This is a genomic window from Paracoccus aeridis (genome assembly GCF_004923205.2).
In the GTDB taxonomy this organism is placed as follows: domain Bacteria; phylum Pseudomonadota; class Alphaproteobacteria; order Rhodobacterales; family Rhodobacteraceae; genus Paracoccus; species Paracoccus aeridis.
The window spans coordinates 1-21,941 of sequence record NZ_SELD02000008.1 but is presented as its reverse complement, the minus strand read 5'-3'; the positions used below and the strand labels follow the sequence as shown (position 1 = coordinate 21,941).

General features: G+C 70.4%; 20 protein-coding genes. 10 read left to right on the top strand and 10 right to left on the bottom strand.

Annotated features, from left to right (window positions below; all coding sequences use genetic code 11):
• Positions 1-80: 80 nt before the first annotated feature.
• Positions 81-668, bottom strand: coding sequence for a (d)CMP kinase (locus tag ELI80_RS04385; protein WP_136649814.1), 588 nt, complete (start codon positions 666-668; stop codon positions 81-83).
• Between the two features lie 65 nt (positions 669-733).
• On the bottom strand, positions 734-1,906 hold the full coding sequence (locus tag ELI80_RS04380) for an NAD(P)/FAD-dependent oxidoreductase (RefSeq protein WP_136649813.1): 1,173 nt from the start codon (positions 1,904-1,906) through the stop codon (positions 734-736).
• Between the two features lie 149 nt (positions 1,907-2,055).
• Here ELI80_RS04380 and ELI80_RS04375 point away from each other — a divergent pair, with 149 nt between their 5' ends.
• Positions 2,056-2,439: an NADH:ubiquinone oxidoreductase subunit NDUFA12 gene (locus tag ELI80_RS04375; RefSeq protein ID WP_136649812.1), complete on the top strand. Its 384-nt coding sequence runs from the start codon at positions 2,056-2,058 to the stop codon at positions 2,437-2,439.
• 24 nt (positions 2,440-2,463) lie between these two features.
• Entirely contained in the window at positions 2,464-3,147 is a 684-nt protein-coding gene (locus ELI80_RS04370; RefSeq protein ID WP_236641321.1) for a DUF2155 domain-containing protein, read from the top strand.
• A gap of 26 nt (positions 3,148-3,173) precedes the next feature.
• Here ELI80_RS04370 and ELI80_RS04365 read toward each other — a convergent pair whose 3' ends face one another.
• On the bottom strand, positions 3,174-4,184 hold the full coding sequence (locus ELI80_RS04365) for a LacI family DNA-binding transcriptional regulator (protein ID WP_136649810.1): 1,011 nt from the start codon (positions 4,182-4,184) through the stop codon (positions 3,174-3,176).
• 127 nt (positions 4,185-4,311) lie between these two features.
• Between ELI80_RS04365 and ELI80_RS04360 the strand changes: the two genes are divergently transcribed.
• From ELI80_RS04360 to ELI80_RS04330, 7 genes are all read left to right on the top strand, one after another.
• Entirely contained in the window at positions 4,312-5,367 is a 1,056-nt protein-coding gene (locus ELI80_RS04360; RefSeq protein ID WP_136649809.1) for a sugar phosphate isomerase/epimerase family protein, read from the top strand.
• Positions 5,364-6,464, top strand: coding sequence for a Gfo/Idh/MocA family protein (locus tag ELI80_RS04355; RefSeq protein WP_236641320.1), 1,101 nt, complete (start codon positions 5,364-5,366; stop codon positions 6,462-6,464). Before ELI80_RS04360 ends, ELI80_RS04355 begins: the two co-directional genes overlap by 4 nt.
• On the top strand, positions 6,461-8,005 hold the full coding sequence (locus ELI80_RS04350) for a sugar ABC transporter ATP-binding protein (RefSeq protein ID WP_136649808.1): 1,545 nt from the start codon (positions 6,461-6,463) through the stop codon (positions 8,003-8,005). Before ELI80_RS04355 ends, ELI80_RS04350 begins: the two co-directional genes overlap by 4 nt.
• Complete coding sequence (locus tag ELI80_RS04345) at positions 8,002-8,973, top strand: ABC transporter permease (RefSeq protein ID WP_136649807.1); 972 nt, start codon at positions 8,002-8,004, stop codon at positions 8,971-8,973. Before ELI80_RS04350 ends, ELI80_RS04345 begins: the two co-directional genes overlap by 4 nt.
• A gap of 41 nt (positions 8,974-9,014) precedes the next feature.
• Positions 9,015-9,989 carry an ABC transporter substrate-binding protein gene (locus ELI80_RS04340; protein ID WP_136649806.1) on the top strand — a complete coding sequence of 325 codons (975 nt, stop codon included), beginning with the start codon at positions 9,015-9,017 and terminating at the stop codon, positions 9,987-9,989.
• Between the two features lie 150 nt (positions 9,990-10,139).
• Positions 10,140-11,255, top strand: a complete 1,116-nt coding sequence (gene hisC, locus ELI80_RS04335) for a histidinol-phosphate transaminase (RefSeq protein WP_136649805.1) — start codon at positions 10,140-10,142, stop codon at positions 11,253-11,255.
• Complete coding sequence (locus ELI80_RS04330) at positions 11,252-12,190, top strand: prephenate/arogenate dehydrogenase family protein (RefSeq protein ID WP_136649804.1); 939 nt, start codon at positions 11,252-11,254, stop codon at positions 12,188-12,190. Before hisC ends, ELI80_RS04330 begins: the two co-directional genes overlap by 4 nt.
• A 20-nt stretch (positions 12,191-12,210) precedes the next feature.
• On the opposite strand, the gene ELI80_RS04325 is transcribed toward ELI80_RS04330, so the two are convergent.
• Positions 12,211-13,293 (bottom strand): DUF2125 domain-containing protein, encoded by a 1,083-nt coding sequence (locus ELI80_RS04325; RefSeq protein WP_161596423.1) that lies wholly within the window; start codon positions 13,291-13,293, stop codon positions 12,211-12,213.
• A gap of 91 nt (positions 13,294-13,384) precedes the next feature.
• On the opposite strand from ELI80_RS04325, the gene ELI80_RS04320 reads away from it, so the two are divergent.
• A complete protein-coding gene (locus ELI80_RS04320; protein WP_136649802.1) occupies positions 13,385-14,005 on the top strand; it encodes a gamma-glutamylcyclotransferase in 621 nt (206 codons plus the stop codon).
• On the opposite strand, the gene ELI80_RS04315 is transcribed toward ELI80_RS04320, so the two are convergent.
• The 6 genes from ELI80_RS04315 to ELI80_RS04290 all read right to left on the bottom strand — a co-directional run.
• Entirely contained in the window at positions 13,948-14,934 is a 987-nt protein-coding gene (locus tag ELI80_RS04315; RefSeq protein ID WP_136649801.1) for a glycosyltransferase family 8 protein, read from the bottom strand. The two genes, ELI80_RS04320 and ELI80_RS04315, sit on opposite strands and share 58 nt — an antisense overlap.
• A gap of 135 nt (positions 14,935-15,069) precedes the next feature.
• On the bottom strand, positions 15,070-16,305 hold the full coding sequence (locus tag ELI80_RS16175) for a lysozyme family protein (RefSeq protein WP_201740552.1): 1,236 nt from the start codon (positions 16,303-16,305) through the stop codon (positions 15,070-15,072).
• A 351-nt stretch (positions 16,306-16,656) separates the two neighbouring features.
• Complete coding sequence (locus ELI80_RS04305) at positions 16,657-18,135, bottom strand: TniQ family protein (protein WP_136649800.1); 1,479 nt, start codon at positions 18,133-18,135, stop codon at positions 16,657-16,659.
• Positions 18,132-19,064, bottom strand: coding sequence for a TniB family NTP-binding protein (locus ELI80_RS04300; protein WP_136649799.1), 933 nt, complete (start codon positions 19,062-19,064; stop codon positions 18,132-18,134). The genes ELI80_RS04305 and ELI80_RS04300 overlap by 4 nt, the downstream gene beginning before the upstream one ends.
• Before the next feature lies 1 nt (position 19,065).
• On the bottom strand, positions 19,066-21,180 hold the full coding sequence (locus ELI80_RS04295; protein WP_136649798.1) for a TnsB C-terminal domain-containing protein: 2,115 nt from the start codon (positions 21,178-21,180) through the stop codon (positions 19,066-19,068).
• A partial coding sequence (locus tag ELI80_RS04290) for a PDDEXK family nuclease (RefSeq protein ID WP_236641319.1) occupies positions 21,177-21,941 on the bottom strand: 765 nt, incomplete at its 5' end. The genes ELI80_RS04295 and ELI80_RS04290, both read right to left, overlap by 4 nt.

Genomic DNA, 21,941 nt, shown 5'->3' with positions numbered 1-21,941 from the left:
GGCGAGGGGGGCGGGCGCTCGAAGCCGGGTCGCGGCCGAACCGGACGACCACGGGTCCCGACCGCCCGGCCGATCCGGCCTCAGTCGTCCATCCTGGCCTCGACCTCGGCCACCGCGCGGGCGATCGCCTCGTCGATGGTGAGCGTGGTAGTGTCGAGGAACACCGCGTCGGGTGCGGGGCGCAGCGGTGTCGTCGCGCGGGTGCTGTCGCGGGCATCGCGGTCGCGCAGCTGGGCGAGGGTCTCGTCCTCGTCGGCGTCCAGTTCGGCCGCGCGGCGCTGCGCGCGGGTGCGGTCGTCGGCGATGACGTAGAGTTTCACCTCGGCGTGCGGGCAGATCGCGGTGCCGATGTCGCGCCCGTCGAGGATCGCCCCCGGCTCCTGCGCGGCGAAGCGGCGCTGGAAGTCGACGAGCGCCGCCCGCACCTCGGGGATCGCCGCGACGATGCTGGCCGCGATCCCCGCCTCGGCGGTGCGGAGGCCGGGGCGGGCGAGGTCCGCAGGCTCCAGCGCCCGCGCGGCCGCGACGGGATCGCCGCCGCGCGCGCCGACCGCGCGGTACAGCAGCCCCGTATCGAGATGGGCAAAGCCGTAATGCGCGGCCAGCGCGCGCGCGATGGTCCCCTTTCCCGACGCGGCGGGTCCGTCGATGGCGATGGTGAAGGGCATGTGACGTCTCTCGCAGGGTGGCCGCTTCATGCCACGGTCGGGCGGCGCAGGAAAGCGGTCGAGGGTCAGACCACGGCCGCCTCGGTCATCGGGCGGCCGTCCAGGACACGCTGCAGCGACAGGGGCGACAGGTCCAGCGTCACCCAGTCGCCGTGCACGATCTGCTCGGCGATGCCGCGCCCGACCGCCGGGGCCTGCTGCAGCCCGTGCCCGGAGAAGCCGTTCGCGTGATAGAGGTTCGGCACCTGCGGGTTGCGCCCGAGGATCGCGTTCTGGTCGAGCGTGTTGAAGGCATAGTGCCCGGCCCACATCCGCACCACCTTCGCCTCGCCGAAGCCCTCGGCGCGGTTGTAGAGCGCGGGCCAGACCTCGTCCTCGAAGAGCGCGTGCTCGGGGTCGAAGTCGTTCTCGTCGCAGGGGCCGTCCGTTGCAGGGACCGTCGCGGCGAGCCATTGGCCATGTTCGGGCCGGAACCAGATGCCCGAAGGGTCGATCACCAGCGGTGCGTCCGGGTGGCGGGCCTGCGGCGCGTCCACGACGAAAACGGTGCGCTTCCGCGGCTCGACCGGAAGGTCGAGGCCCGCGGTCCTCATCAGCGTCGCCGCGCGCGGGCCGATGCAGTTGACGTAAGCCTGCGCCGTCCGGGGCCCGCCCTGTTCCAGGACCGCCGCCGCAACGCGGTCGCCGTCCCGTTCCAGCGCCACCACGCGGTCGCGCACGAACCTGACGCCCGCGGCGCGGGCCGCGTTCCGGAAGCCGTAGAGCAGGCCCATGTTGTCGAAGAACCCCTCGTCCCGCGACCCCAGCGACCCCGCCACGATGTCGTCGAGCTGCATCCAGGGGAACTTCTCGGCCAGCTCGCCCCGGCCCAGCACCCGCGTTCCCGCGCCGAGCCCGCGCTGCATGGCGGCAAGGCTTTCCATCGTCGCCGCCCCGGTGTCGGTCGAGGCGAGGAACAGGTAGCCGTTCTCCTTGAAGCCGAGGTCAGGCACCTCGCCGGCGGGGCCGGTGTGGCGGGCGAAGTCGCGGATGAAGTCGACGCCGAAGCGGCTGATCTCGACGTTTACAGGGTCCGAGAACTGCATCCGGATCCCCGAGGCGGCAAGCGCGGTCGAGCTGGTGGCGTAGGTCGGGTCCGGCTCGACCACCTCGATGTCGAGCGCGGGGTCCAGCCGCTTCAGCCAGAACGCCACCGATGCGCCCATCACCGCGCCCCCCGCGATCAGCACGTCGACCATGTCCGAAGCTCCTCCCCCTTGCCCCGCGCCAGCGATGGCGCACCGCGCTCATCCGCGCAAGGGGGCGCGCACGGTCCCCGCAAGGCGCTGGACCTCGTCCCCGGATTGCGCGATACCGCCCGGCAAGGTTGCCGCAAGGATCATCTCCCATGTCGTCGAAGTCGATCATCCATCGCCTGCTGACCTGGTGGAACGGGCAGACGCTCAACACGCAGGTCTGGACCGCGCTCAACGGCGCGAAGGTCGGCGAGGACGAACAGGGCAACGTCTATTACCAGACGGCCGGCGGCAAGCGGCGCTGGGTCATCTACAACGGTGAATCCGAGGCGAGCCGGGTCAGCCCCGAATGGCACGGTTGGCTGCACCACACCTATGACGAGCCGCCAACCCGCGCGCCGCTGGTCCGCAAGCCGTGGGAAGCGCCGCATCGCCCGAACCTGACCGGCACCCCCGCCGCCTACGTTCCCGCGGGCTCGCTGCTGCGCGCCGACCCGATCGAGCGGCGCGACTACGACGCCTGGCGGCCCGAGTAACCGGCCGCCATGCGGATGGCGGGGATGATGCGGGCAGGCGCGCGCGTGGCGGCGGGTGCCGTGGCACTGACGGCGATCGGGGCGATGATCCCGGCGTCCGGTGGGACCGTGTTCGCCCAGGCTGCCTTCGCCCAGGCCCCGTCCGACCGGCCCGCCGCCCGCCGGGCAGCCGCGGCGCAGGATGCGGGTCCGCGGGTCGTGCGCGCGGATGGCGCCCTGCTGCGGGGCCTCGACAAGATTTCGGGCGTCACGACCGACCTGCCGCTGGCGGTGGGCGACAGCGTCGATTTCGGCCGCCTGACCGTGCGGCTGGGCGAGTGCCGGGAACCCGCGGACGACCCCGATTCCGACGCCTTCGCGCAGATGACGATCACCAACCGCAAAACCGGGACCACGCCCTTTTCGGGGTGGATGATCGCGTCGTCGCCCGCGCTGTCGGCGCTGGACGATGCGCGCTACGATATCTGGGTCGTGACCTGCAACGACGGCACCAACCCGGCACAGCCCGAGCTGGTCTATGAGCCCGACACCGAACCGCAGCCCGAGGACGCGGGCGAGGGTGGCCCCGCGCCGGAAGAATTCGCTGCGGACGGCGGCGGCGATACGGATCTCGAGCCGGGCGACGATCCGGATGCCGACACGGGCGCCGATCCGGATGCCGACACCGGCGTCGGGCCCGGGCCGGACGGCGAGCCGCCGGCGGACTGATCCGGCTCAACCCGGCTCAACCCGGCTCAACCCGGCTCTGGGCCGGTCGAGGCGCGGACGAGCAGTTCGGGTTGCAGCACGGTCTCGACCGGGATCGTCTCGCCCCGGATCCGCGCCAGCAGGGTGCGGGCGGCGGTGCGGCCCAGGTCCTGCTTGGGCTGGCGCACGGTCGTGAGCGGCGTCGGCAGGTGCGCGACCCAGTCGATCCCGTCGAAACCCACCACCGACACCTCGGCCGGGATCGACACGCCCGCGCGCTGCAGCTCGGCCATGAAGCCCGCGGCCATCTCGTCGCTGAAGGCCGCGATCCCGGTCGCTCGCGCGGCGGGATCGCGGGCCAGCCACTCCGCCCCCGCGCGCGCGCCGGCCTGCAGCGAGAAATCGCCCACGTAGCCCTCGGCCAGGTCCGGCAGCGCGCGGCGCAGCCCCGCCAGCCGCGACAGGTGCAGCACGTTCCCCTCGGGACCGCCGATCCAGCCGATCCGCCGGTGCCCGAGGTCCAACAGGTGCCGCGCGGCCATCCCGGCCCCGGCCGCGTTGTCCAGCACGACGCGGGGCAGGGCCGCGCCCTCGATCCACTCGCAGGCCATCACCACCGGCGGCGCGTCGGGAAGGGCGCGCAGGTCGTCCAGCGTGACCTGCCCGTCCAGCAGGATGATCCCGTCCGCGCGCGAGGGATCGAGGAACCGGTCCAGCGCACGGTGCCGGCCACCCGCCTCCATCGTGTCGCCGACGAGCAGGTCGTAGCCCGCGGCGCTCAGTTCCTGCCCCATCCCGGACAGGATCTTGGCGAAGAACGGGTTGCCGAGGTTGGGCACCAGCGCGACGATGGCGCCGGTCCGCTGCTTGCGCAGGTTCCGCGCGGCGTGGTTCATCCGGTAGCCCGTCGCCGCGACCGCGCGCTGCACCGCGTCGCGGGCGGCGGGCGACACCATCTCGGGGCGCGACAGGGCGCGGCTGACGGTGGCCGTGGACACGCCCGCGCGGCGGGCGACGTCGGTCAGCCGGGTGGCGGTCGGGGGTGCGTCGTCGGTCATGGCAACAGGCTAGTGCCGTGACGCCCCGTCGTGCAACCCGGCAGCGAAATTGATTGCATTGTACGTTGATTATCATTGCAACCGATTTCATGACGTGCATTGGTGATGCCGAGGGCAGGGGGTGGACATGCGCACCATGAAGGGACCGGCGCTGTTTCTGGCGCAGTTCGCGTCGGACGTCGCGCCGTTCGACGACTGGCACGGGATCACGGCCTGGGCGGCCTCGCTGGGCTACGAAGGCGTGCAGGTGCCCAGCGGCGACACGCGGCTGTTCGATCTGGATCTGGCGGTGTCCTCGCAGGACTGGCGCGACGAGTTCCTGGGCATCGCCAGCGCGAACGGCATCGCCGTGACGGAGCTGTCGAGCCACCTGCAAGGACAGCTGGTCGCCGTGCATCCCGCCTACGATGCGGCGTTCAACGCCTTTGCCCCCGGCGCCCTGCGCGGCAACGCGACGGCGCGGCAGGAATGGGCCGTGGATCAGGTCGCAAAGACCATCCACGCAAGCCGCCTTCTGGGCCTCGACGCGATGGCCAGCTTTTCCGGGGCGCTCGCGTGGCCCTATCTCTACCCCTGGCCGCAGCGGGCGCCGGGGCTGGTGGAGACCGCGTTTGACACGCTGGCCGCCCGCTGGCGCCCCTTGCTGGACCTCGCGGACGAACAGGGCGTCGACATTTGCTACGAGCTTCACCCGGGCGAGGATCTGCACGACGGCGTCACGTTCGAGATGTTCCTTGACCGCGTGGGCAACCATGCCCGGGCGAACCTGCTGTATGATCCGTCGCACTTCGTGCTGCAGCAGCTCGACTATCTCGACCACATCGACATCTACCACGACCGCATTCGCATGTTCCACGTCAAGGACGCCGAGTTCCGGCCGACGGGGCGGCAGGGCGTCTATGGCGGGTTCCAGCCGTGGGCCGGCCGCGCGGGGCGGTTCCGCAGCCCGGGCGACGGGCAGGTGGATTTCGGGCAGGTGTTCTCGCGGCTGACGGGGCACGGCTTCCCCGGCTGGGCGGTGGTTGAATGGGAATGCGCGTTGAAGCACCCCGAGGACGGGGCGCGCGAGGGCGCGGCGTTCGTGCGCCGCCACATCATCCGCACCACCCCGCACGCCTTCGACGACTTCGCCGCGCAGCCGGTGGACAAGGCGGCGGTCGCCGCCGCGCTGGGGCTGGCATGAAGGGCGCGATCCCCCTTGGCATGGTCGGCGGCGGCGAGGGCGCGTTCATCGGCGCGATCCATCGCATCGCGGCGCGAATGGACGGGCGGTTCCGGCTGGTCGCGGGGGCGCTGTCGTCGGATCCCGACCGCGCGCAGGCATCGGCCCGCGCCGTGGGGCTCGACCGCAGCTATTCCGATTTCCGCGAGATGGCGCGGGCCGAGGCGGCGCGCCAGGACGGTATCCGCGCGGTGTCGGTGGTGACGCCGAACCACCTGCACGCGCCGGTCGCGACCGCCTTCCTCGACGCAGGCATCCACGTCATCTGCGACAAGCCGCTGGCCGCGACGCCGGACCAGGCCCGCGCCATCGCGGACGCGGCGGCCCGCAGCACGGCGCGGCTGTTCCTGACCCACAACTACTGCGCCCACCCCATGGTGCGCGAGGCGCGCGCGATCGTGGCCGAAGGCGGGATCGGCGACCTGCGGCTGGTGCAGGCGGAGTTCCTGCAGGGCTGGCTGGCCGACGACACCAGCAGCAAGCAGGCCGACTGGCGCACCGACCCGGGGCAGGCCGGCGCGGGCGCGATCGGGGACATCGGCACCCACGCCTGGCAGCTTGCGGCCTTCGTGACCGGGCAGGTGCCGGACCGGCTGTCGGCCGATCTGTCCAGCATGGTGCCGGGGCGGCGGGTGGACGACGACGCCCGGATCGCGCTGCGCTACGCGTCGGGCGCGAAGGGCGGGCTGTGGTGCAGCCAAATCGCCGTCGGGCAGGAAGGCGGGCTGTCGCTGCGCGTGTTCGGCACCAGGGCCGCGCTGGCATGGCGGCTCGACGATGCCGAGCGGCTGGTCTTCACGCCCAAGGGCGGGCCTGCGCAACTGCTGACCCGCGCGCGCGACCGCTCGGCATCGTCGCGCACGCCCACGGGCCACCCGGAAGGCTACCTGGAAGCCTTCGCCAATCTCTACGCCGACATCGCCGACGTGATCGGAGGCGATTGCCGGAACGAGGACCGCATCCCCGGCCTGTCCGACGGGCTGTCGGGCATGGCGTTCATCGCCGCCGCGCAAGCCTCCGGCGCCCGCGACGGCGCGTGGGTCGAGGTGAGGCCATGACCCCGGTCCTCGCGCTTTCCGGCGTCACCCGTCGCTTCGGCGACATCGAGGTGCTGCACGGCGTCGACCTGCCCCTGCAGGCGGGCGAGGTCCACGCGCTGATCGGCGAGAACGGCGCCGGCAAGTCGACGATCATGAAGATCCTCGGCGGCTTCCTGCAGCCCACCACGGGGCAGGTGCTGCTGGACGGCAAGCCCGCGACCCATCTCAGCGGCCCGGCGGCGGAAGCGGCCGGGATCGTGGTGATCCACCAGGAATTCAACCTCGTTCCCGACCTGTCGGTGGCCGCGAACATCTTTCTGGGGCGCGAGATCACGCGCGGCCCGCGTCTCGATCACAGGGCGATGGCGGAAGCGGCGGCGGCGTTGCTGGCGCGGCTCGACACCCCGATCCGCCCGACGGCGCTGATCCGCGACCTGTCGGTCCCCGACCGGCAGATGGTCGAGATCGCCAAGGCCCTGTCCCGCCAAGCCCGCGTCTTCATCATGGACGAGCCCTCGGCCGCGCTGACCCACCGCGAGGTCGAATCGCTCTACGCGCAGGTGGACCGGCTGCGCGCGGAAGGTGTGGCGCTGCTGTTCTGTTCGCACCGGCTGGACGAGGTCGCGCGGCTCGCCGACCGCATCACCGTGCTGCGCGACGGTTCGGTCGTGGCCCGCGCCGTCCGGGGCGACATGACCGAGGACGGGATGGCCACGGCGATGGTGGGGCGCGAGCTCGCCGACATCTTCCCGGCCAAGGCCGCGGGCTTCGGCGACGAGTTGCTGCGGGTGGAGCACCTGAACGTCCCCGGCACGGTGCCGGTGCATGACGCGACCGTGACATTGCGGCACGGCGAGGTGCTGGGGATCGCGGGCCTGGTTGGGTCTGGCCGGACCGAGCTTGCCGAGGCGATCGCGGGCCTGCGCCGCAGCGAGGGCCGGATCTCCGTTCGCAGGGCGCCCGTGCAGATCCGCACCCCCGCCGACGCGGCGCAGGCGGGCATTGCCTACCTGACCGAGGACCGGAAGGAAGCGGGGCTGCTGCTGGACAAGCCGCTGACGCAGAACCTGACGCTCTCGGCGCTGGGCAGCTTCGGCTTCCGCATCGACGGCGCGCGCGAAGCCGCCGCCATGGCGGACGCAACACGCGAGTTCGACATCCGCGCCGCGTCGCCCGACATGCCGGCCGGTGCGCTGTCGGGCGGGAACCAGCAGAAGCTGCTGCTGGCCAAGACCATGCTGACCGAGCCCAGGATCGTCATCATCGACGAACCCACGCGCGGGATCGACGTCGGCACCAAGCAGCAGATCTACCGCTTCGTCCGCGCGCTTGCCGCGGGCGGACGCGGCGTCGTCGTGATTTCCTCCGAACTCCCCGAGGTGATGGGCCTAGCCGACCGCGTGCTGGTCATGCGCCAGGGTCGCATCGCGGGCGAGGTCGCGGGGCCGCAGATCACCGAGGAAAACATCGTCCGCCTTGCCATGGGTGTCGCGGGCGCCGCGGGCGGCGCCGCGCAGGGTGACACGCAGCAAGGTGATACGCAGAAGGAACCCGCATGACGCGACGCATCGACTTTCACCTGCTGGGCCCGCTGGTCGCGCTGGTCGGCCTGTTCATCCTGGGCGCGCTGCTGAATCCCGCCTTTCTCGCGCCCGCGAACCTGTCGAACGTGCTGGCGCGGTCGGCCTTCATCGGGCTGATCGCTGTGGGCATGACCTTCGTGATCACGCAGGGGGGCCTCGACCTGTCGGTGGGATCGATGGCAGCGTTCCTTGCCGGCGCGATGATCATGGTGATGAACTGGCTCGCGCCGATCACGGGGGAAAACTGGTCCACGATCCTGATCGGCATGGCCGCCGCGCTGCTGGGCGGGGTGCTGGCCGGGTGGGTCAACGGCGCGCTGGTGACCAAGGCGCGGATCGAGGCGTTCATCGTCACGCTGGGCACGATGGGGATCTTCCGCAGCCTCGTGACGTGGCTGGCCGACGGCGGCACGCTGAGCCTCGATTCCGGGCTGCGCGGGCTCTACCGGCCGGTCTATTTCTCGGGGATCGGCTGGATCACCTGGCCGATCATCATCTTCGCGGTCGTGGCGATCCTCGGCGAATGGCTGATGCGCCACACCCGCTTCGGGCGCCATGTCGAGGCGATCGGGTCGAACGACCGCGTCGCCCGCTACTCTGCGGTGGACGTCGAGCGGGTGCGCCTGCAGACCTACGTCCTGCTGGGCGCGCTGGTCGGGCTTGCGACCATCCTCTACGTCCCGCGCCTCGGTTCCGCCTCGGGCTCGACCGGCGTCCTTTGGGAACTCGAGGCGATCGCCGCCGTCATCATCGGCGGCACCGCGCTGAAAGGGGGCCGGGGCCGGGTCTGGGGCACCGTGGTCGGCGTCCTGATCCTCAGCCTGATCGACAACATCCTGAACCTCGCGGACCTGGTCAGCCCGTACCTGAACGGCGCGATCCAGGGGATCATCATCGTGCTTGCCGTGGTCCTGCAGCGCGAGAAGCGCCCCGCCGATGCCTAAGGACGCAACCTGACCCGAACGGATAATCTAGGGAGGAACCAATGATCCGTCGCAACTTGCTGAAACTCACCGTGGCCGCGGCCGCGCTGTCGATGGCGGCGGGGACCGCCTTCGCGCAGGACGCCGCCGGGGCCGCCGAGCCGGTCGTGATCGGGGTGTCGATCCCGTCCGCGACCCACGGCTTCATGGGCGGGCTGAACTGGCACGCCCAGCAGACCATCGACCGGCTGGGCGAGACCTACCCGAACGTCAGCTTCGTGCTGGCGACCGCGGGCGACGCCGCCAAGCAGGTCTCGGACATCGAGGACATGCTGGCCACACGCGACATCGACGGGCTGGTCGTGCTGCCCTTCGAATCCGAGCCGCTGACCGACCCGGTCAAGCAGGTGAAGGCCGCGGGCAAGTTCGTGACCGTCGTGGACCGCGGCCTCGCGGAAGAGGGGATCGAGGACCTGTACGTCGCGGGCGACAACACCGCCTTCGGCCGCGTCGCGGGCGAATACTTCCGCGACAACCTGAAGGCCGGCGGCAAGATCGTCGTCCTGCGCGGCATCCCGACCACGCTCGACAACGAGCGGGTGGAGGCGTTCCAGGCCGCGCTCGAAGGCTCCGACAAGGAGATCCTCGACATGCAGCACGGCAACTGGAACCGCGACGACGCCTTCAACGTGATGCAGGACTACCTCGCCAAGTACCCGGAAATCGACGCCGTCTGGGCGGCCGACGACGACATGGCCGTGGGCGTCCTGGAAGCGATCGCGCAGGCGGGCCGCGAGGACGAAATGGTCGTCGTCGGCGGCGCCGGCATGAAGGACATCGTCAAGCGGATCATGGACAAGGACCCGCAGCTGCCGGTGAACGTGACCTACCCGCCGGCGCTGATCTCGTCCGCGATCGAGATGACGGCGCTGCACTTCGTGTCGGACGCGCCGATGGCGGGCCGCTACATCATCGGCAGCCAGCTGATCACGCCCGAGAACGCCGAGCGCTACTACTTCCCCGACAGCCCGTTCTGATCGGGCTTGCACCGGGGCCCCGGGCGGCGGCATCCCCGCGCCCGGGGCTTTCCTGTGGCGTGCGGGCCATGCGCCGCCCGGCCCCGGCCCGCGGCCCTTTCCAAGCGTCCGCCGCAAGCCTAAGAAACGCCGACGCGAGGGAGAGTGCCGATGAGCCAGACGATCCAGCCACAGCCCGGCATCATGGACATCGCGCTGTACGAACCCGGCGCGGCGCAGGTCGCAGGGCGCAGCGAGGTGCTGAAGCTGAGCTCGAACGAGAACCCGTTCGGGCCGTCGCCCAAGGCGCGCGACGCGGTGATCCGCGCCGCCCACGTCATGCACCGCTACCCGCCGACCGACCACGCGACCCTGCGCCGCGCGATCGGCGAGGTTCACCGGCTGGACCCCGACCGCATCATCTGCGGGGTGGGATCGGACGAGATCATCCACTTTCTCTGCCAGGCCTATGCCGGACCGGGGACCGAGGTCCTGTTCACGGAACACGGGTTTCTCATGTACCCGATCAGCGCGATGGCCGCGGGTGCGACGCCGGTGCGCGTCCGGGAACGCGAGCGCACGACCGACATCGACGCGCTGATCGAGGGTGCGACGCCCGCGACGCGGCTGGTGTTCGTGGCCAACCCCAACAACCCGACCGGGACGATGGTGCCGCTGTCCGACCTGGAACGGCTGGCCCGCGCGGTGCCGCAGGCGATCGTCGCCATCGACGCGGCCTATGCCGAATACGCGGGCGCCGACTATGACGGCGGCGCGGCGCTGGCGACCGACCTGCCGAACGTCGTCATGCTGCGCACCTTCTCCAAGATCTACGGCCTAGGCGGCTTGCGCGTCGGCTGGGGCTACGGCCCGCGCGGGGTCATCGACGTGTTGAACCGCATCCGCGGCCCCTTCAACCTGTCCGGCCCCGCGCTCGACGGGGCGCTGGCGGCGGTCATGGACCGCGAGCACGTGGACCGCTCGCGGGCCGAGAACGCGCGGATGCGGGCCTGGCTTGCCGACGCGCTGGCCGACCGCGGGGTGCCGTCCGATCCGTCATCCGCGAACTTCATCCTCGCCCGCTTCGAGGACGAGCCGACCGCCGCCGCCTGCGACGAGGCGCTGCGGGCCGAAGGCATCGTCGTCCGCCGCGTCGCGGGCTACGGCCTGCCGGAATGCCTGCGCATCACCGTCGGCGACGAGGCGTCATGCCGCCGGGTGGCCCACATCGTCGGCCGCTTCATGGCCGACCGGGCGGCATCCGGCCCGGCGGAGCGGACCGCATGACCGACCGGCCGTTCCGCCGCGTGGCGCTGATCGGGCTAGGCCTGATCGCGGGGTCAATGGCCCACGCGATCCGCCAGGGCGACCTTGCGGACGAGGTCACGGGCCACGCGCGCAGCGAGGCGACGCGCGACACCGCCCGCCGCATCGGGCTTGTCGACCGGGTCTTCGACACCGCGGCCGAGGCCGTCGAAGGCGCCGATCTCGTCGTGCTGTGCGTGCCGGTGGGCGCGATGGCCGAGGTCGCGCGCGAGATCGCGCCGCATCTCGTGCCCGGCGCGGTGCTGACAGACGTGGGATCGGTCAAGCAGTCGGTCATCGATGCGGTCGCGCCCCATGTTCCCGCGGGCGTCCACTTCATCCCCGGCCACCCGCTGGCCGGGACCGAACATTCAGGGCCCGAATCCGGCTTCGCCACGCTGTTCCGCGACCGCTGGTGGCTTCTCACGCCGCTGCCCGGCACGGACGAGGCGGCACAGTCGCGGCTGCGCGCGCTGATCCGCGGGATGGGCGCGAAGGCCGACATGATGGACGCGGTTCACCACGACCTCGTGCTGGCGGTCACCAGCCACGCGCCGCACCTGATCGCCTACACGATGGTGGGCGTCGCCGACCACCTGAGCCGCGTGACCGAAAGCGAGGTCATCAACTATTCCGCCGCCGGGTTCCGCGACTTCACCCGGATCGCGGCGTCCGACCCGACGATGTGGCGCGACGTGTTCCTGCACAACCGCGAGGCGACGCTGGACATCCTCGGCCGCTTCACGGAAGAGCTGTTCATGCTGCAGCGCGCGATCCGGATGGGCGACGGGCCGCTGCTGCACGACTATTTCGGCCGCACCCGCGCGATCCGCCGCGGCATCATCGACGCGGGCCAGGACACCGCCGCGCCCGATTTCGGCCGCGCGCTGCTGGCGGCCGGCAAGCCGCAGGGCTGAGGGGCCGCCCCCTGGGCGGTTCAGTCCAGACGCGGGGCCGGCCCGACCGGCATCCCGCCGACGGTGGCCTTGCCGTTCTCGAACACCAGCGGCAGCCGAATCTCGCCCGGCTCGGGCGCGGGCGGGGCGGCAGGTTGCGAACCGGCCTCCGCCGCTGCGGACGCCTGCGGTCCAGCTTCCGGCTGACCCGCGGACTGGCCCGGCGACTGGCCTGCCGGCTGGCCCGCCAGGTTCGTCAGCATCGTCGCCGCCAGCGGCACCAGCCCCGCAGGCATGGCGCCGCTCGCCGCCGCCGCATCAAGGAACGCGCGGGCATCGGCGGTATAGATGTATGCGGTGCCCGAGGCGAAGCCCGCCGCATCGCGTTCGACCCGTCCCAGCAGCCTTGCCGACGCCTCGCCCAGGGTGAACTCCAGCCCGTCGGTCTGCAGCCCCTGAAGCTGCGGCCGGGGCGCGCCCGCACCCGCCGTCCACGGCCGGTCGAGATAGACCCGCGCCGTCCCCTTCGTCCCCAGCGGCCCAGACAGGGTCGCGGCGCCCGCATTTCCGGACGCCGCCGTGAAGGCAGCCGGCATGAGCCCGGTCACGTCGGCGGTGATCAGGTAAGCCGTCCGGGCGCCGCGCGGCGCACGGTTGCCGAGCTTCACCATCGCGGCCGTCAGGCTGATGCCCTGAAGCGCCGGCGCGCCCGCGACCGTGATCGGCCCGCTGGTCAGCGCGGCCTCGGTCACCGACATGGAATGTAGCGGTGACACCGTGGTGGACAGGCCCGCGCCGTCTGCCGTGACCTCCTGCGGGCGACCCGCGACGGGCAGCGTCATCTGCGGCGGCAGCGTCGCGTGGAAGCGGTTGGGCCTGGTCGGCGCGGCCCAGAGCGCAAGCGTCGGGAAGACCGCCCGGCCCCCGGCGGTCTCGACCGTCGCGCCGGTCAGGCCGAGGCCGATCCGGTCAGGCTCGCGCAGCGGGGCCACGGTGGCCGCTTCGAGGGCAGGATCCTGGGCGATCCAGGCCGCCGCCCGGCGCGCGAGCAGGGTCTCGCCGCCGAGCCAGGCCCCCGCCACCATCGCCGCGACCGCCGCGAGCAATACCAGAAAGATCCGCATGCCGTCCCCCTCGCCGCACCCGCGGCCGTTCGTCTGCCTTGGCATCGCCGGGCCGCTTCGCCTAACCTGACCCCCGGTGAAAGGACAAGCCATGCCGCCCGAATACTGGATCTTCGCCTATGGCTCGCTGATGTGGGACCCGCAGGTGCCCGTCGCCGAAACCGTGGTCGGGCGGGTCGAGGGCTACGCGCGCAGCTTCTGCCTGCGCTCGGTCCAGTATCGCGGCACGGTCGAGGCGCCGGGGCTGGTGCTGGGCCTTGATCCCTGCGCCGAGGGCTCGTGCAGCGGGGTCGCGCTGCGGTTCGACCCGGACCAGTGGCCCGGCGCCGTGGCCGAGATCCGCAGGCGCGAACTGGTCACCGAAGCCTATCGCGAGGTCGAGGTGCCTGTCGCGCTGGTCGACGGCCGCCACGTGCAGGCGCTGACCTACGTCATGCGGCAGGACCACTGGCAGTACGCCGGCGGCCTGAGCGGCATCGAGCAGGCGCGGATCATCGCGGCGGCCCGTGGAAAGCGGGGGCCGAACGCCGATTACCTGTTCAACACGGTGGCGCACCTGGATCACCTCGGCCTGCCCGACGCGGCGCTTTCGGATCTCGCCGCGCAGGTCCGCGTCCTGATCGGCCAGCCACCCGACTGCGGTGCGGCGGCCGATCAGGCGGCGCGGGACGGATCGAGCAGGTCGCAGGGGTCGGCGAAGCGGTCCAGGTAGGCCAGCATCGGCCCCGCGGCGCGCCACTGCCGCCAGAGCGTGCGGCGCAGCGCCCGCGGCGTCGGCCAGTGCCGGCGACCCAGGCCCGCAGGCAGGTCGGCCGGACGGATGTCGCCGGGAAGCCGGTCGTAAAGGCTGCGGTAGCGCGTCGGGACGGTGCCGGCCGCCTCGGCAAGCCAGGGCTTCAGGGGGCCGATGAAGTGGACCACGAACGGGTCCGCCATGCCCAGAAGATGCGATGACGCCCAGGTGAACTGCCAGTTCCAGAGCGGACTCATCTCGGCCCAGTCGCCGCGCAGGACGCCGTTCAGCAGCGCCTGGTCGCGCCCGAGCCGCGCGAGATGGTCGCGGGCGAAGGCCGCCGAGCGCGCGGGCAGGTCCTGCGCGACCCAGGCCGCAGGATCGGCCATCACCACGCCGGCGTTGAAATAGGGCGCGGCCTTCCAGCCCATCGTCCTGAACTCGGGCGCGAGCTTGCCGGGATTGCGCCACTGCCGGTTGTCGCGGACGGCCGCGATTGCCCGCCCCCGCATGTCGGCCGACATCAGGCGCGCCGGATCGCCGCCATCGATCACCACGTCCGCGTCGAGGACGAGGATGCGGCGATAGACCCCCGCCATCGCGCGGGCCGCGAACACGTCCATGTAGGTGGCGAGCGACCGTCGCGCGTCCCCCGGCAGCGATCCCGCGAGGTCCGGGTCGACCGCTCCGAACGACGCGATCCCGGCCGAGGCAAGCGATTGCGGCAACTCGACGCGCTGCGGCGATCCGATCAGCACGTCGAAGCCGCGCGCGGGCTGCGCCGCGAGCTGCAGCGCAGGCACGGCGGCGTAGGGCAGGTACCGGGCATCGCAGGCGATGATCACGGCCACATCGGACCGGGGCGAGAAGCCGGGCGCGAAGTCGGGCGCGAACTTGGGCGGGGACATGGATCGTTCCTGGGCCGGACGGGCGGCGCGGCGGGTCGGCGATCCGCGCCCTGTCCCCGACTAGCGCCGATGCCGCCAGTTCCGCAAGGTAGCCTGTCGGGCAACCCGGCCTGCGGCCTTGTCGGGGTCTGTGCCTCATTCGATCGCCGCCATCTGCCATAGCGACGAATTCGACGCAGGCGGCCCGAAAAGAGCCTGGGGCAGCCCCGGCAGCGGTTGCGCCCCGCCGGCGAGGATCGGCGCGCGCGGCTGCCCCAGCAGGGAAACCCTGCCATCCGCCAGCGCCGCAAGCGACCCGCCGCCCTGCGCGCCGGTCCCGGGCGCGGCGCCGAGCAGCATCATGACCTCGTGCGGCTGGTCGGGCAGGGCGGCGACCTCCACCGTTGTCAGGTCGTCCGGCAACGCGGCCGGCGTCTGCCCCGACCAGCCGCCGGGGAGGTCATCGGCCCCGAAGTCGGCCCCCAAGTCGCTCCCGAAGTCGGCGCCCGGCGGCCCGCGCAGGTCGTCGATTGAGGCGCCGTTCGCCCGTGCCACGAACCGGTCGAGCGCCGCGATGTCCGGATCAATCGCGGCCAGGCGGCGGCCGTCTGACCCGGCGTACATCTCCATTCCCGTTTCCAGGCCCGCAGGCAGGGCGGTCGACGTGCCCGCGCGGACTGGGATGCCGCGCGGCAGGTCCGACCGCCAGAACCGCCGCACGCCACGCCGTCGCGGCTCAGCCGTCTCCGCCCCCGGCCCCGCCGCGGCGGGGCCCCCCGCCCCAAGTCCCGCTGTCCGGACGCCGCCCGGCTCGGCCGCTGGCAGGCCGCGCTGGTTCAGCATCGCGCGCAGCTGGTCGAAGCGGGCGAGGTACTTCGTCGCGTATTGCGGCGTCTTGGAATGGAACGCGCCGGCGGCCGCGCGCCAGTCGCCGCTTTCCCCGTAGAGCTCGCGCACGAAGCGGGCCGCATAGCGGGCATTCGACAGCGGGTCGAGCATGTCGGACAGGGACTCGAACTGGTCCCCGTGCCACCGGTAGTTGATCTGGAAGCAGCCAAGATCCATGTTCGTGCGACCCTGCCGCACCCGCTCTTCGGCGAAGGCCAGCAGGGACCGGGGATCGTCGTGCCAGTTGCCCGCGCCTTCGGCATTGACGCTCCACGCCCAGGGACGCAGGCGGCCGTTCAGCTTGCGGCCGGTTTCGGTAAGCGTCAGCGCGGTGAGGATGTCGGGCGGCACGCCGCTTTCGGCCGCGGCCTGCAGTGCCGCCTGTTCACACACGGAGGCGTAGGCTTCGGCGCGGCCGTCGCCAGCCGCCGAAGCCGCCCGCGACACGACCGGCGCGATCAGCGCCAGCAGCATCAGAAAGAGGGAAAGGACAGGACGCGCCATGCCGCCCTGCCTACGCGGTCCTGCCTAACGCGGGGTTAAGGGCCGGCCATCATCCGACACCGGCATCAGGCAGCAACCGCGATCGTCCTCACCGCCCGGCACACCTTGGCCACGACGACGTTGCGCGCGTCGCGCCGGAACGGGGCGCGGCGGACAAGGACGGACGGGCGGCCGATGGCTAACGTCACATAGATTTGTTGTTTTCAACTGATTTTAAACGATAATCCTGCCGCATCTTCACCTTCTTTGCCCCGATCTTCAGAGAGTCTTTCCTTGATGATCCACACACCGCAACAAAGAAGGGCCCGCTTTCGCGGGCCCTCTCACTATCCTGCCGATTCACACCGGAGGTCAATCGGAACGAAGTTTTTCCTTGACCTCCGAAACTGACACCCGAATGCCCAAGTAACCTGGCACTCCCGGCGCAAGGGCGACCTTGGAAAGCGTGCCATCCAGCACAGCCTGAACGATCCGTGGGCTGGGCACCCAGACCTTCATGGCGCATTTGGCAAAATCCGCGAAGTCACCAGTGATCTCTATGTCTACGGTTCGCGCAATCAGTTGATCGAGGAACGAATCCAATTCCGTGGGAAGGTAACGGGAATGAAGCCGGCACTTCCCGGGTTTGCCCATTGGTCTGATGATCCTCGCCTCAGCCAACAGCTGGGCATGAACGCGGCTGCAGTTGAGATATTTCGGAACGTGGAACAGCGGAATGCTGGCCTCGTAATCGGCAGCCAGCTTCTCCGCATCTGCGGCGTCCATCACCCCGCCAGGACGTCCGACGTCCTCCATCAGGTTCGCAGCGGTTCGGGAGTTAATCCCTGTAGCTCGATGGAGGCTGATCGCAGTGTGGGTGCGGCGGCGCAGAACAGCCTCACCCAGCACAACGTCACCTGCGCCGACGTTGTAATTGTCGATGATGTGCTCCCGGACGAGATCCCGGATCGGGCCTGCTCGCCAGCCCGACGCCTCGTTGAAGGCCAGCCACTGGTAAAGCCGACCGAGGTTCGCTTGCGGACCCTTGAAGGAAAGTGTGGATGCCCGTCCCCGGATGGTGAGGCCTTCCAGTGCCCCCATGATCGCCTCGGCCCCGCGGGACGTCACCTCGAACCCCGCCTCCCAAGCTTGGTCCCAGTCCTGCGCCGACATCAGGTTCATGTTCGGCATCGGTCCGTGCGCCAGCACCACGCCCAGCATCTCGGTCGCTTTCGCTGCCTGGTCGATGTCCTGACCGTCCAGCCAGCCGTCGCCGCGCTGCTCCATCATACGACGGGCCACCCAGAGCTGAAGGGACGTGACGGGGCGCGGAGCGGTTTTGGCGATCAGCTCCGGAAGCCGGGCACCGATCGCGCGCGCCGTGTCATGGGCGGGCACGTAGCCCATCTCCTTGTTCACCGGCGAGACCAGGCCCACGCCATGTTTGGGGCAGGCGGCGCAATAGCGCACCGTCCAGAGAAGGCGGCACCGCCAGCCGCGCGGTCCGCGAACCGGGTCCGACCCTCCGTCCTCCTCGAGGCAGAGAGGGCAAACCATCCGGTGAACCTTGGGAGCAAATTCCGACGCGAAGGTCTCGGCCCGGAACCGCAGCCGGCGACTGTCGACACTGAAGTAATGCTGCCGCGCCATCTGCGCGGTCGACACGCCGGTCAGGTCGGCGAGGCGGGCGTGCGTGCCGTCGGCGCCGATCTCGATTTCCCGCGACTTGATCTGCAGATCGTTGAGGAACGGAACCAGGTCGAGACCGGCGTGGATGGCGGCGAGCCGGCCCAGCCACGAGAACAGGGTCTCGGAGGAATCCATCGCGACATGAGGTTGAAGGCGCATCATTTCCGACCCCGGCTCTCGGGCCCCGTCGCCTCTTGATCGGCGAACCGGGAGCGCAGCACGCGCCAGTCGTGGGCAAGGAAATGGTTGGCCGGCGGAAGCACGTCGAGCCGATCTGCCAGAGCGTCGGCGAACACAGATACATCCAGCGTCGTCAAGCCTTCGTCCTGGGCCAGTTCACACGCCTCCGTGACGGTCTCCACCATGATCCCGAACCGGCCGTCGCACGACGCGAGCAGACGGCCGGCGAGATCTCCCGAAAGGTTCAGCGCGAGGCCGGCGTCCTCGGCCTTGGACCTCAGAACGTCCTCCACCGCCTCCACGTCGACATCCGGGTCGAGAGGGCAAAGGCGGTGGAAAGACATCCGCCGCGCGAGCTGGTCGTCCTTCCGGACGAGCGCTTCGAGGATCTCGAGCCCGGAAAGCACGATCGAGACACCGGTCTCCTTCTTCATGAGCGTCTTGACGGTGTTGGTCACGGCGAGCACGTTGGCCTGGTTTCCCGACCTGAAGAGGTCATGCGCCTCATCCAACCACAGGACGCGCACACCGCGAAGCTGGAGGCGGCGGCGGGCCAGATCCCACAGGAACCAGCCCTCCTTGCGCTCGGAGACGACGGGGTAGCCGGACTCGCGCACGATCTCGATCGCCAGGCTCTTCATCGTTGCCGGGCTCGGAACGTCGACGTGCAGCACCGGGAGGTCGTCGCCGTTGGACTGCAGCCCTTCGTGATTGGAGAGCGACCGCTGAAGCAGCGTCGTCTTCCCTTCGCCGGCGGGGCCGGTCACAACCAAACCCCGCGTCTCGCCGTTAGGGCCCATGGTCGCAGGCCGGACGTTGCCCTCCGGGTCTCGGGCGAGAAGGCGCTTGATCCTCCTCGCCATCTCGTCGTCGCGGCTGGTCCGAAGATAACTGTTGCGCAGGTCTGACATCTTAGTCCTCCTTCCGCACGCGGCCGATGCCGCTTTCGCCGCGCCTGGACCGCCGGGCAGGCGGCTGCCCCGTCCCGGTCGGGATCCCCGCCGCCAGCGGGTCGGGAGCTTCCGGATCAAACTCGCGGTCCCGAGTGGCGAAGAAGGCGGTCAGACGCTCCTGCGTGCGATCGAACCGATCCTGGTTCCACTCGTCCTCCACCAGCCCGCGCAGGGAGCGGGCCTCACGATTGCGTTCACGGATGGCCTCGTAGGTGGCCCAGGTCGCCTCGAAAACCTCCTGTTCGGTCTCACGACGGCGCCGGTTGCGGGTCTCGACCGCCCGGGCCCAGTCCGCTGCGCTCATGCCTTCGAACCGCTGGTCAACTGCGGGCAGCTCGCGCCACACCCCGTTGTCCAGGATCTCCACCGCGCCGAGGTTGTGCGGATCGACGCGGACGGTGACTTTCGTGCCCATGTTGCGGACATATTTCTGCGCGAGCGCCAGATCGTGATAGCGCACGTGCATGACGCGGACACCGTCCTTGGCCAGAGTGCGCTCCAGCTGCACCCCGAAGGCGATCCGCATCTCGCGCGCGCCGGGCGGCGGCAGGACGTGGTGCTCGTCCGTAAGCCGCTCCCAGGCCTCGGCCGGCGTCTCGCCGGCGAGGCCGGAGTGAGGACGGCGGTGATAGATGTCAACGGCCCAGCGGACGAGCGCGAACGCCAGGTCATCAAGGGTGAGCGCCGCGTTCTTCTCGCTGGGGTGGTCACCCCGTTCGACGATGGATCCGAAGGTCCGTCCGGTCAGGCGGGCGACGAGGTCCTGCGCGATGGTCGCGAAGAGACTCTCGATCACGCCCCGCATCTGCGGAACCTTCGCCACCGTCCGGGTCACCCGAATACCCAGGTCCTCGGCCGCGGTCCGAAACTCGCTGCTGACGAAGCCCGCACCGTTGTCGGAGACGATCTCCTCCGGGCGTCCGCACATCGACCAGGGCCGCAGAGCGCCGACCTTGTCCGCCCATTCACGCTTGTCCTCCATGATCATCCGCAGCCCGTCCAACGCCGAGCGATGGCTCGGGGCCAAGCTGATCCGCATCGCCAGGATGCAGCGCGTGGCCCGATCGATGGCGGCGGTGACCCAGATGCGCTTCTTGGCGCCGTCGAGTCCCATGGCTTTCAGCTCGTCCTCGGTGGCGATCCGGTCCCCGCCGGAGAGGGCCAGGATCGTCAAGAGATCCATCTCACACTCGTCCATCTCGACGATCTGCAACGGCCGCATGGTGGTCTTCCCGCGCCCCACGGTGCGCGCGTGCCGGAGTGCGGCGTCTTCGCCGTAACGGCCGGCGTAGACGAGCAGGGGATCAAGCTTCCGGATCGCCCGTTCGACCGTGCTCCGGGACGGCGTCCTCAGCGGAGGTAGGCCGTTGACGCGACGCTCCTCGTTTTCCTGCATGAACCGGGCCTGAAGGGCCTGGTGGATCATCTTCATGTTAGGCCGCTGAGGCGTCGCGTAGCCGCGGACAACCTCATGCAGGAGGCCCTGCTCGACGGAATTGAAGTCGGGACCTTTCTTGCCACACTTCTCCCACCTGTCGCGAAGACCCGCCAGGCCCTCCCGCTCATAGTTCCTGACCCAGGTCTTGAGCGTCCGCGCGCAAGGCATCAAAATCCCCTTGAACTCCTTGCCCGCGCGCCGGCGGCCCGGGTTCTCGCCCTCGAGGTAGATCGAGTTCGCAAGGCCGTGGATCGCAAATTCCGCGTCTTTGATGGAGCGCTCCGTTCGCCGGATTGCGCACTCCGCCTCGAGCCGCTTGAAGGCGAGGACGTAGCATTCCCGACGCTTGATCTCCTTCTTGTCTCTGGCCGGAAGGCCACAGACCATCTGCTCAGGCGCGCGCGCCCGGTTGGCGACACCGGGCGGGGAGAAGAACCCCTGTTCGAACTGCAGGTGGCCCCGCCGGGCGTATTCGGCGATCTGCTCGTGGGACATCTCCTCGGTGAGGCCGCCCGGCAGATCGTGCCGCACCATCAGGTAGCCGTTCGCGCTCTTGCCCAGCGGGCGATAGGGCACGTTCGAGACGCGGAGCAGGTCCTGGTCGCTGAAGCGATACTTGGTGACGACGTTGGTCATGCTGCTTTCCTTTCCTGGCTGATCTCAGTTGCGCAAACGCGGGCCCCCATGCCGATGTGCTCGTGGCGTTCCAGCCGCACCTCGCCGGCCCGGATAAGCCGGGCAACCGCGCTGACGGTGCGGGGGCCGAGGCCGCTGCGGCGGGCGATCTCAGCGACGATGACCGTGCCCGTGGCGCGGGCGAGCACCGCGCTCACCTGTTCGTCAGCGAGGGGATCATGGAAACGGGAGGTATGGATCAGTTCGGCGTTGGCGACCGTGACCGCGTCGAGGTTGCGCTCCGTCACCAGGCTGACGCGGTCGGCAACGGATCGCGGCATCTGGGCGGCGATCCGGGCCAGCAGGGCCCGAATGTCCCTCTTTTCGACGTAGATCTCGGGCTTGACTTCCACGGCGACGACCTCGCCGCTGGTCAGCGTGACCTGGAGGTCGAAGGTGTATTGGTGGGGCTTGCCATCGGCGCCGATGTAGGCTACACGAGGGTATTGGCTGAGAACACGCTCGACATCAGGGCGCGCGTAGAAAGTCAAGATCGCATCGCGCTCGAGCTTGCTTTCGAACTCCAGGCGCTGACCGAAATCGGCGCCGAGCACAAGGCTCCCGGTGCAGGTCCGGGAAGACTTCAGACGGACGCGCCGGGCCGTGGGCAGGTAATCGGCAGGCCTCATCAGGCCGCCGTCAGCGGTTTTAAACATCATCGACCTCGAGAGTGCAGGATGTTGATTTCCACTTGGAACTGACCCGGGACGGCGCCTGATTTC

Bases quoted from the DNA above. Each gene is read 5' to 3' on its own strand.
- ELI80_RS04385 (WP_136649814.1), bottom strand. From the start codon at position 668: ATGCCCTTCACCATCGCCATCGACGGACCCGCCGCGTCGGGAAAGGGG.
- ELI80_RS04380 (WP_136649813.1), bottom strand. From the start codon at position 1,906: ATGGTCGACGTGCTGATCGCGGGGGGCGCGGTGATGGGCGCATCGGTG.
- ELI80_RS04375 (WP_136649812.1), top strand. From the start codon at position 2,056: ATGTCGTCGAAGTCGATCATCCATCGCCTGCTGACCTGGTGGAACGGG.
- ELI80_RS04370 (WP_236641321.1), top strand. From the start codon at position 2,464: ATGATGCGGGCAGGCGCGCGCGTGGCGGCGGGTGCCGTGGCACTGACG.
- ELI80_RS04365 (WP_136649810.1), bottom strand. From the start codon at position 4,184: ATGACCGACGACGCACCCCCGACCGCCACCCGGCTGACCGACGTCGCC.
- ELI80_RS04360 (WP_136649809.1), top strand. From the start codon at position 4,312: ATGCGCACCATGAAGGGACCGGCGCTGTTTCTGGCGCAGTTCGCGTCG.
- ELI80_RS04355 (WP_236641320.1), top strand. From the start codon at position 5,364: ATGAAGGGCGCGATCCCCCTTGGCATGGTCGGCGGCGGCGAGGGCGCG.
- ELI80_RS04350 (WP_136649808.1), top strand. From the start codon at position 6,461: ATGACCCCGGTCCTCGCGCTTTCCGGCGTCACCCGTCGCTTCGGCGAC.
- ELI80_RS04345 (WP_136649807.1), top strand. From the start codon at position 8,002: ATGACGCGACGCATCGACTTTCACCTGCTGGGCCCGCTGGTCGCGCTG.
- ELI80_RS04340 (WP_136649806.1), top strand. From the start codon at position 9,015: ATGATCCGTCGCAACTTGCTGAAACTCACCGTGGCCGCGGCCGCGCTG.
- hisC (WP_136649805.1), top strand. From the start codon at position 10,140: ATGAGCCAGACGATCCAGCCACAGCCCGGCATCATGGACATCGCGCTG.
- ELI80_RS04330 (WP_136649804.1), top strand. From the start codon at position 11,252: ATGACCGACCGGCCGTTCCGCCGCGTGGCGCTGATCGGGCTAGGCCTG.
- ELI80_RS04325 (WP_161596423.1), bottom strand. From the start codon at position 13,293: ATGCGGATCTTTCTGGTATTGCTCGCGGCGGTCGCGGCGATGGTGGCG.
- ELI80_RS04320 (WP_136649802.1), top strand. From the start codon at position 13,385: ATGCCGCCCGAATACTGGATCTTCGCCTATGGCTCGCTGATGTGGGAC.
- ELI80_RS04315 (WP_136649801.1), bottom strand. From the start codon at position 14,934: ATGTCCCCGCCCAAGTTCGCGCCCGACTTCGCGCCCGGCTTCTCGCCC.
- ELI80_RS16175 (WP_201740552.1), bottom strand. From the start codon at position 16,305: ATGGCGCGTCCTGTCCTTTCCCTCTTTCTGATGCTGCTGGCGCTGATC.
- ELI80_RS04305 (WP_136649800.1), bottom strand. From the start codon at position 18,135: ATGATGCGCCTTCAACCTCATGTCGCGATGGATTCCTCCGAGACCCTG.
- ELI80_RS04300 (WP_136649799.1), bottom strand. From the start codon at position 19,064: ATGTCAGACCTGCGCAACAGTTATCTTCGGACCAGCCGCGACGACGAG.
- ELI80_RS04295 (WP_136649798.1), bottom strand. From the start codon at position 21,180: ATGACCAACGTCGTCACCAAGTATCGCTTCAGCGACCAGGACCTGCTC.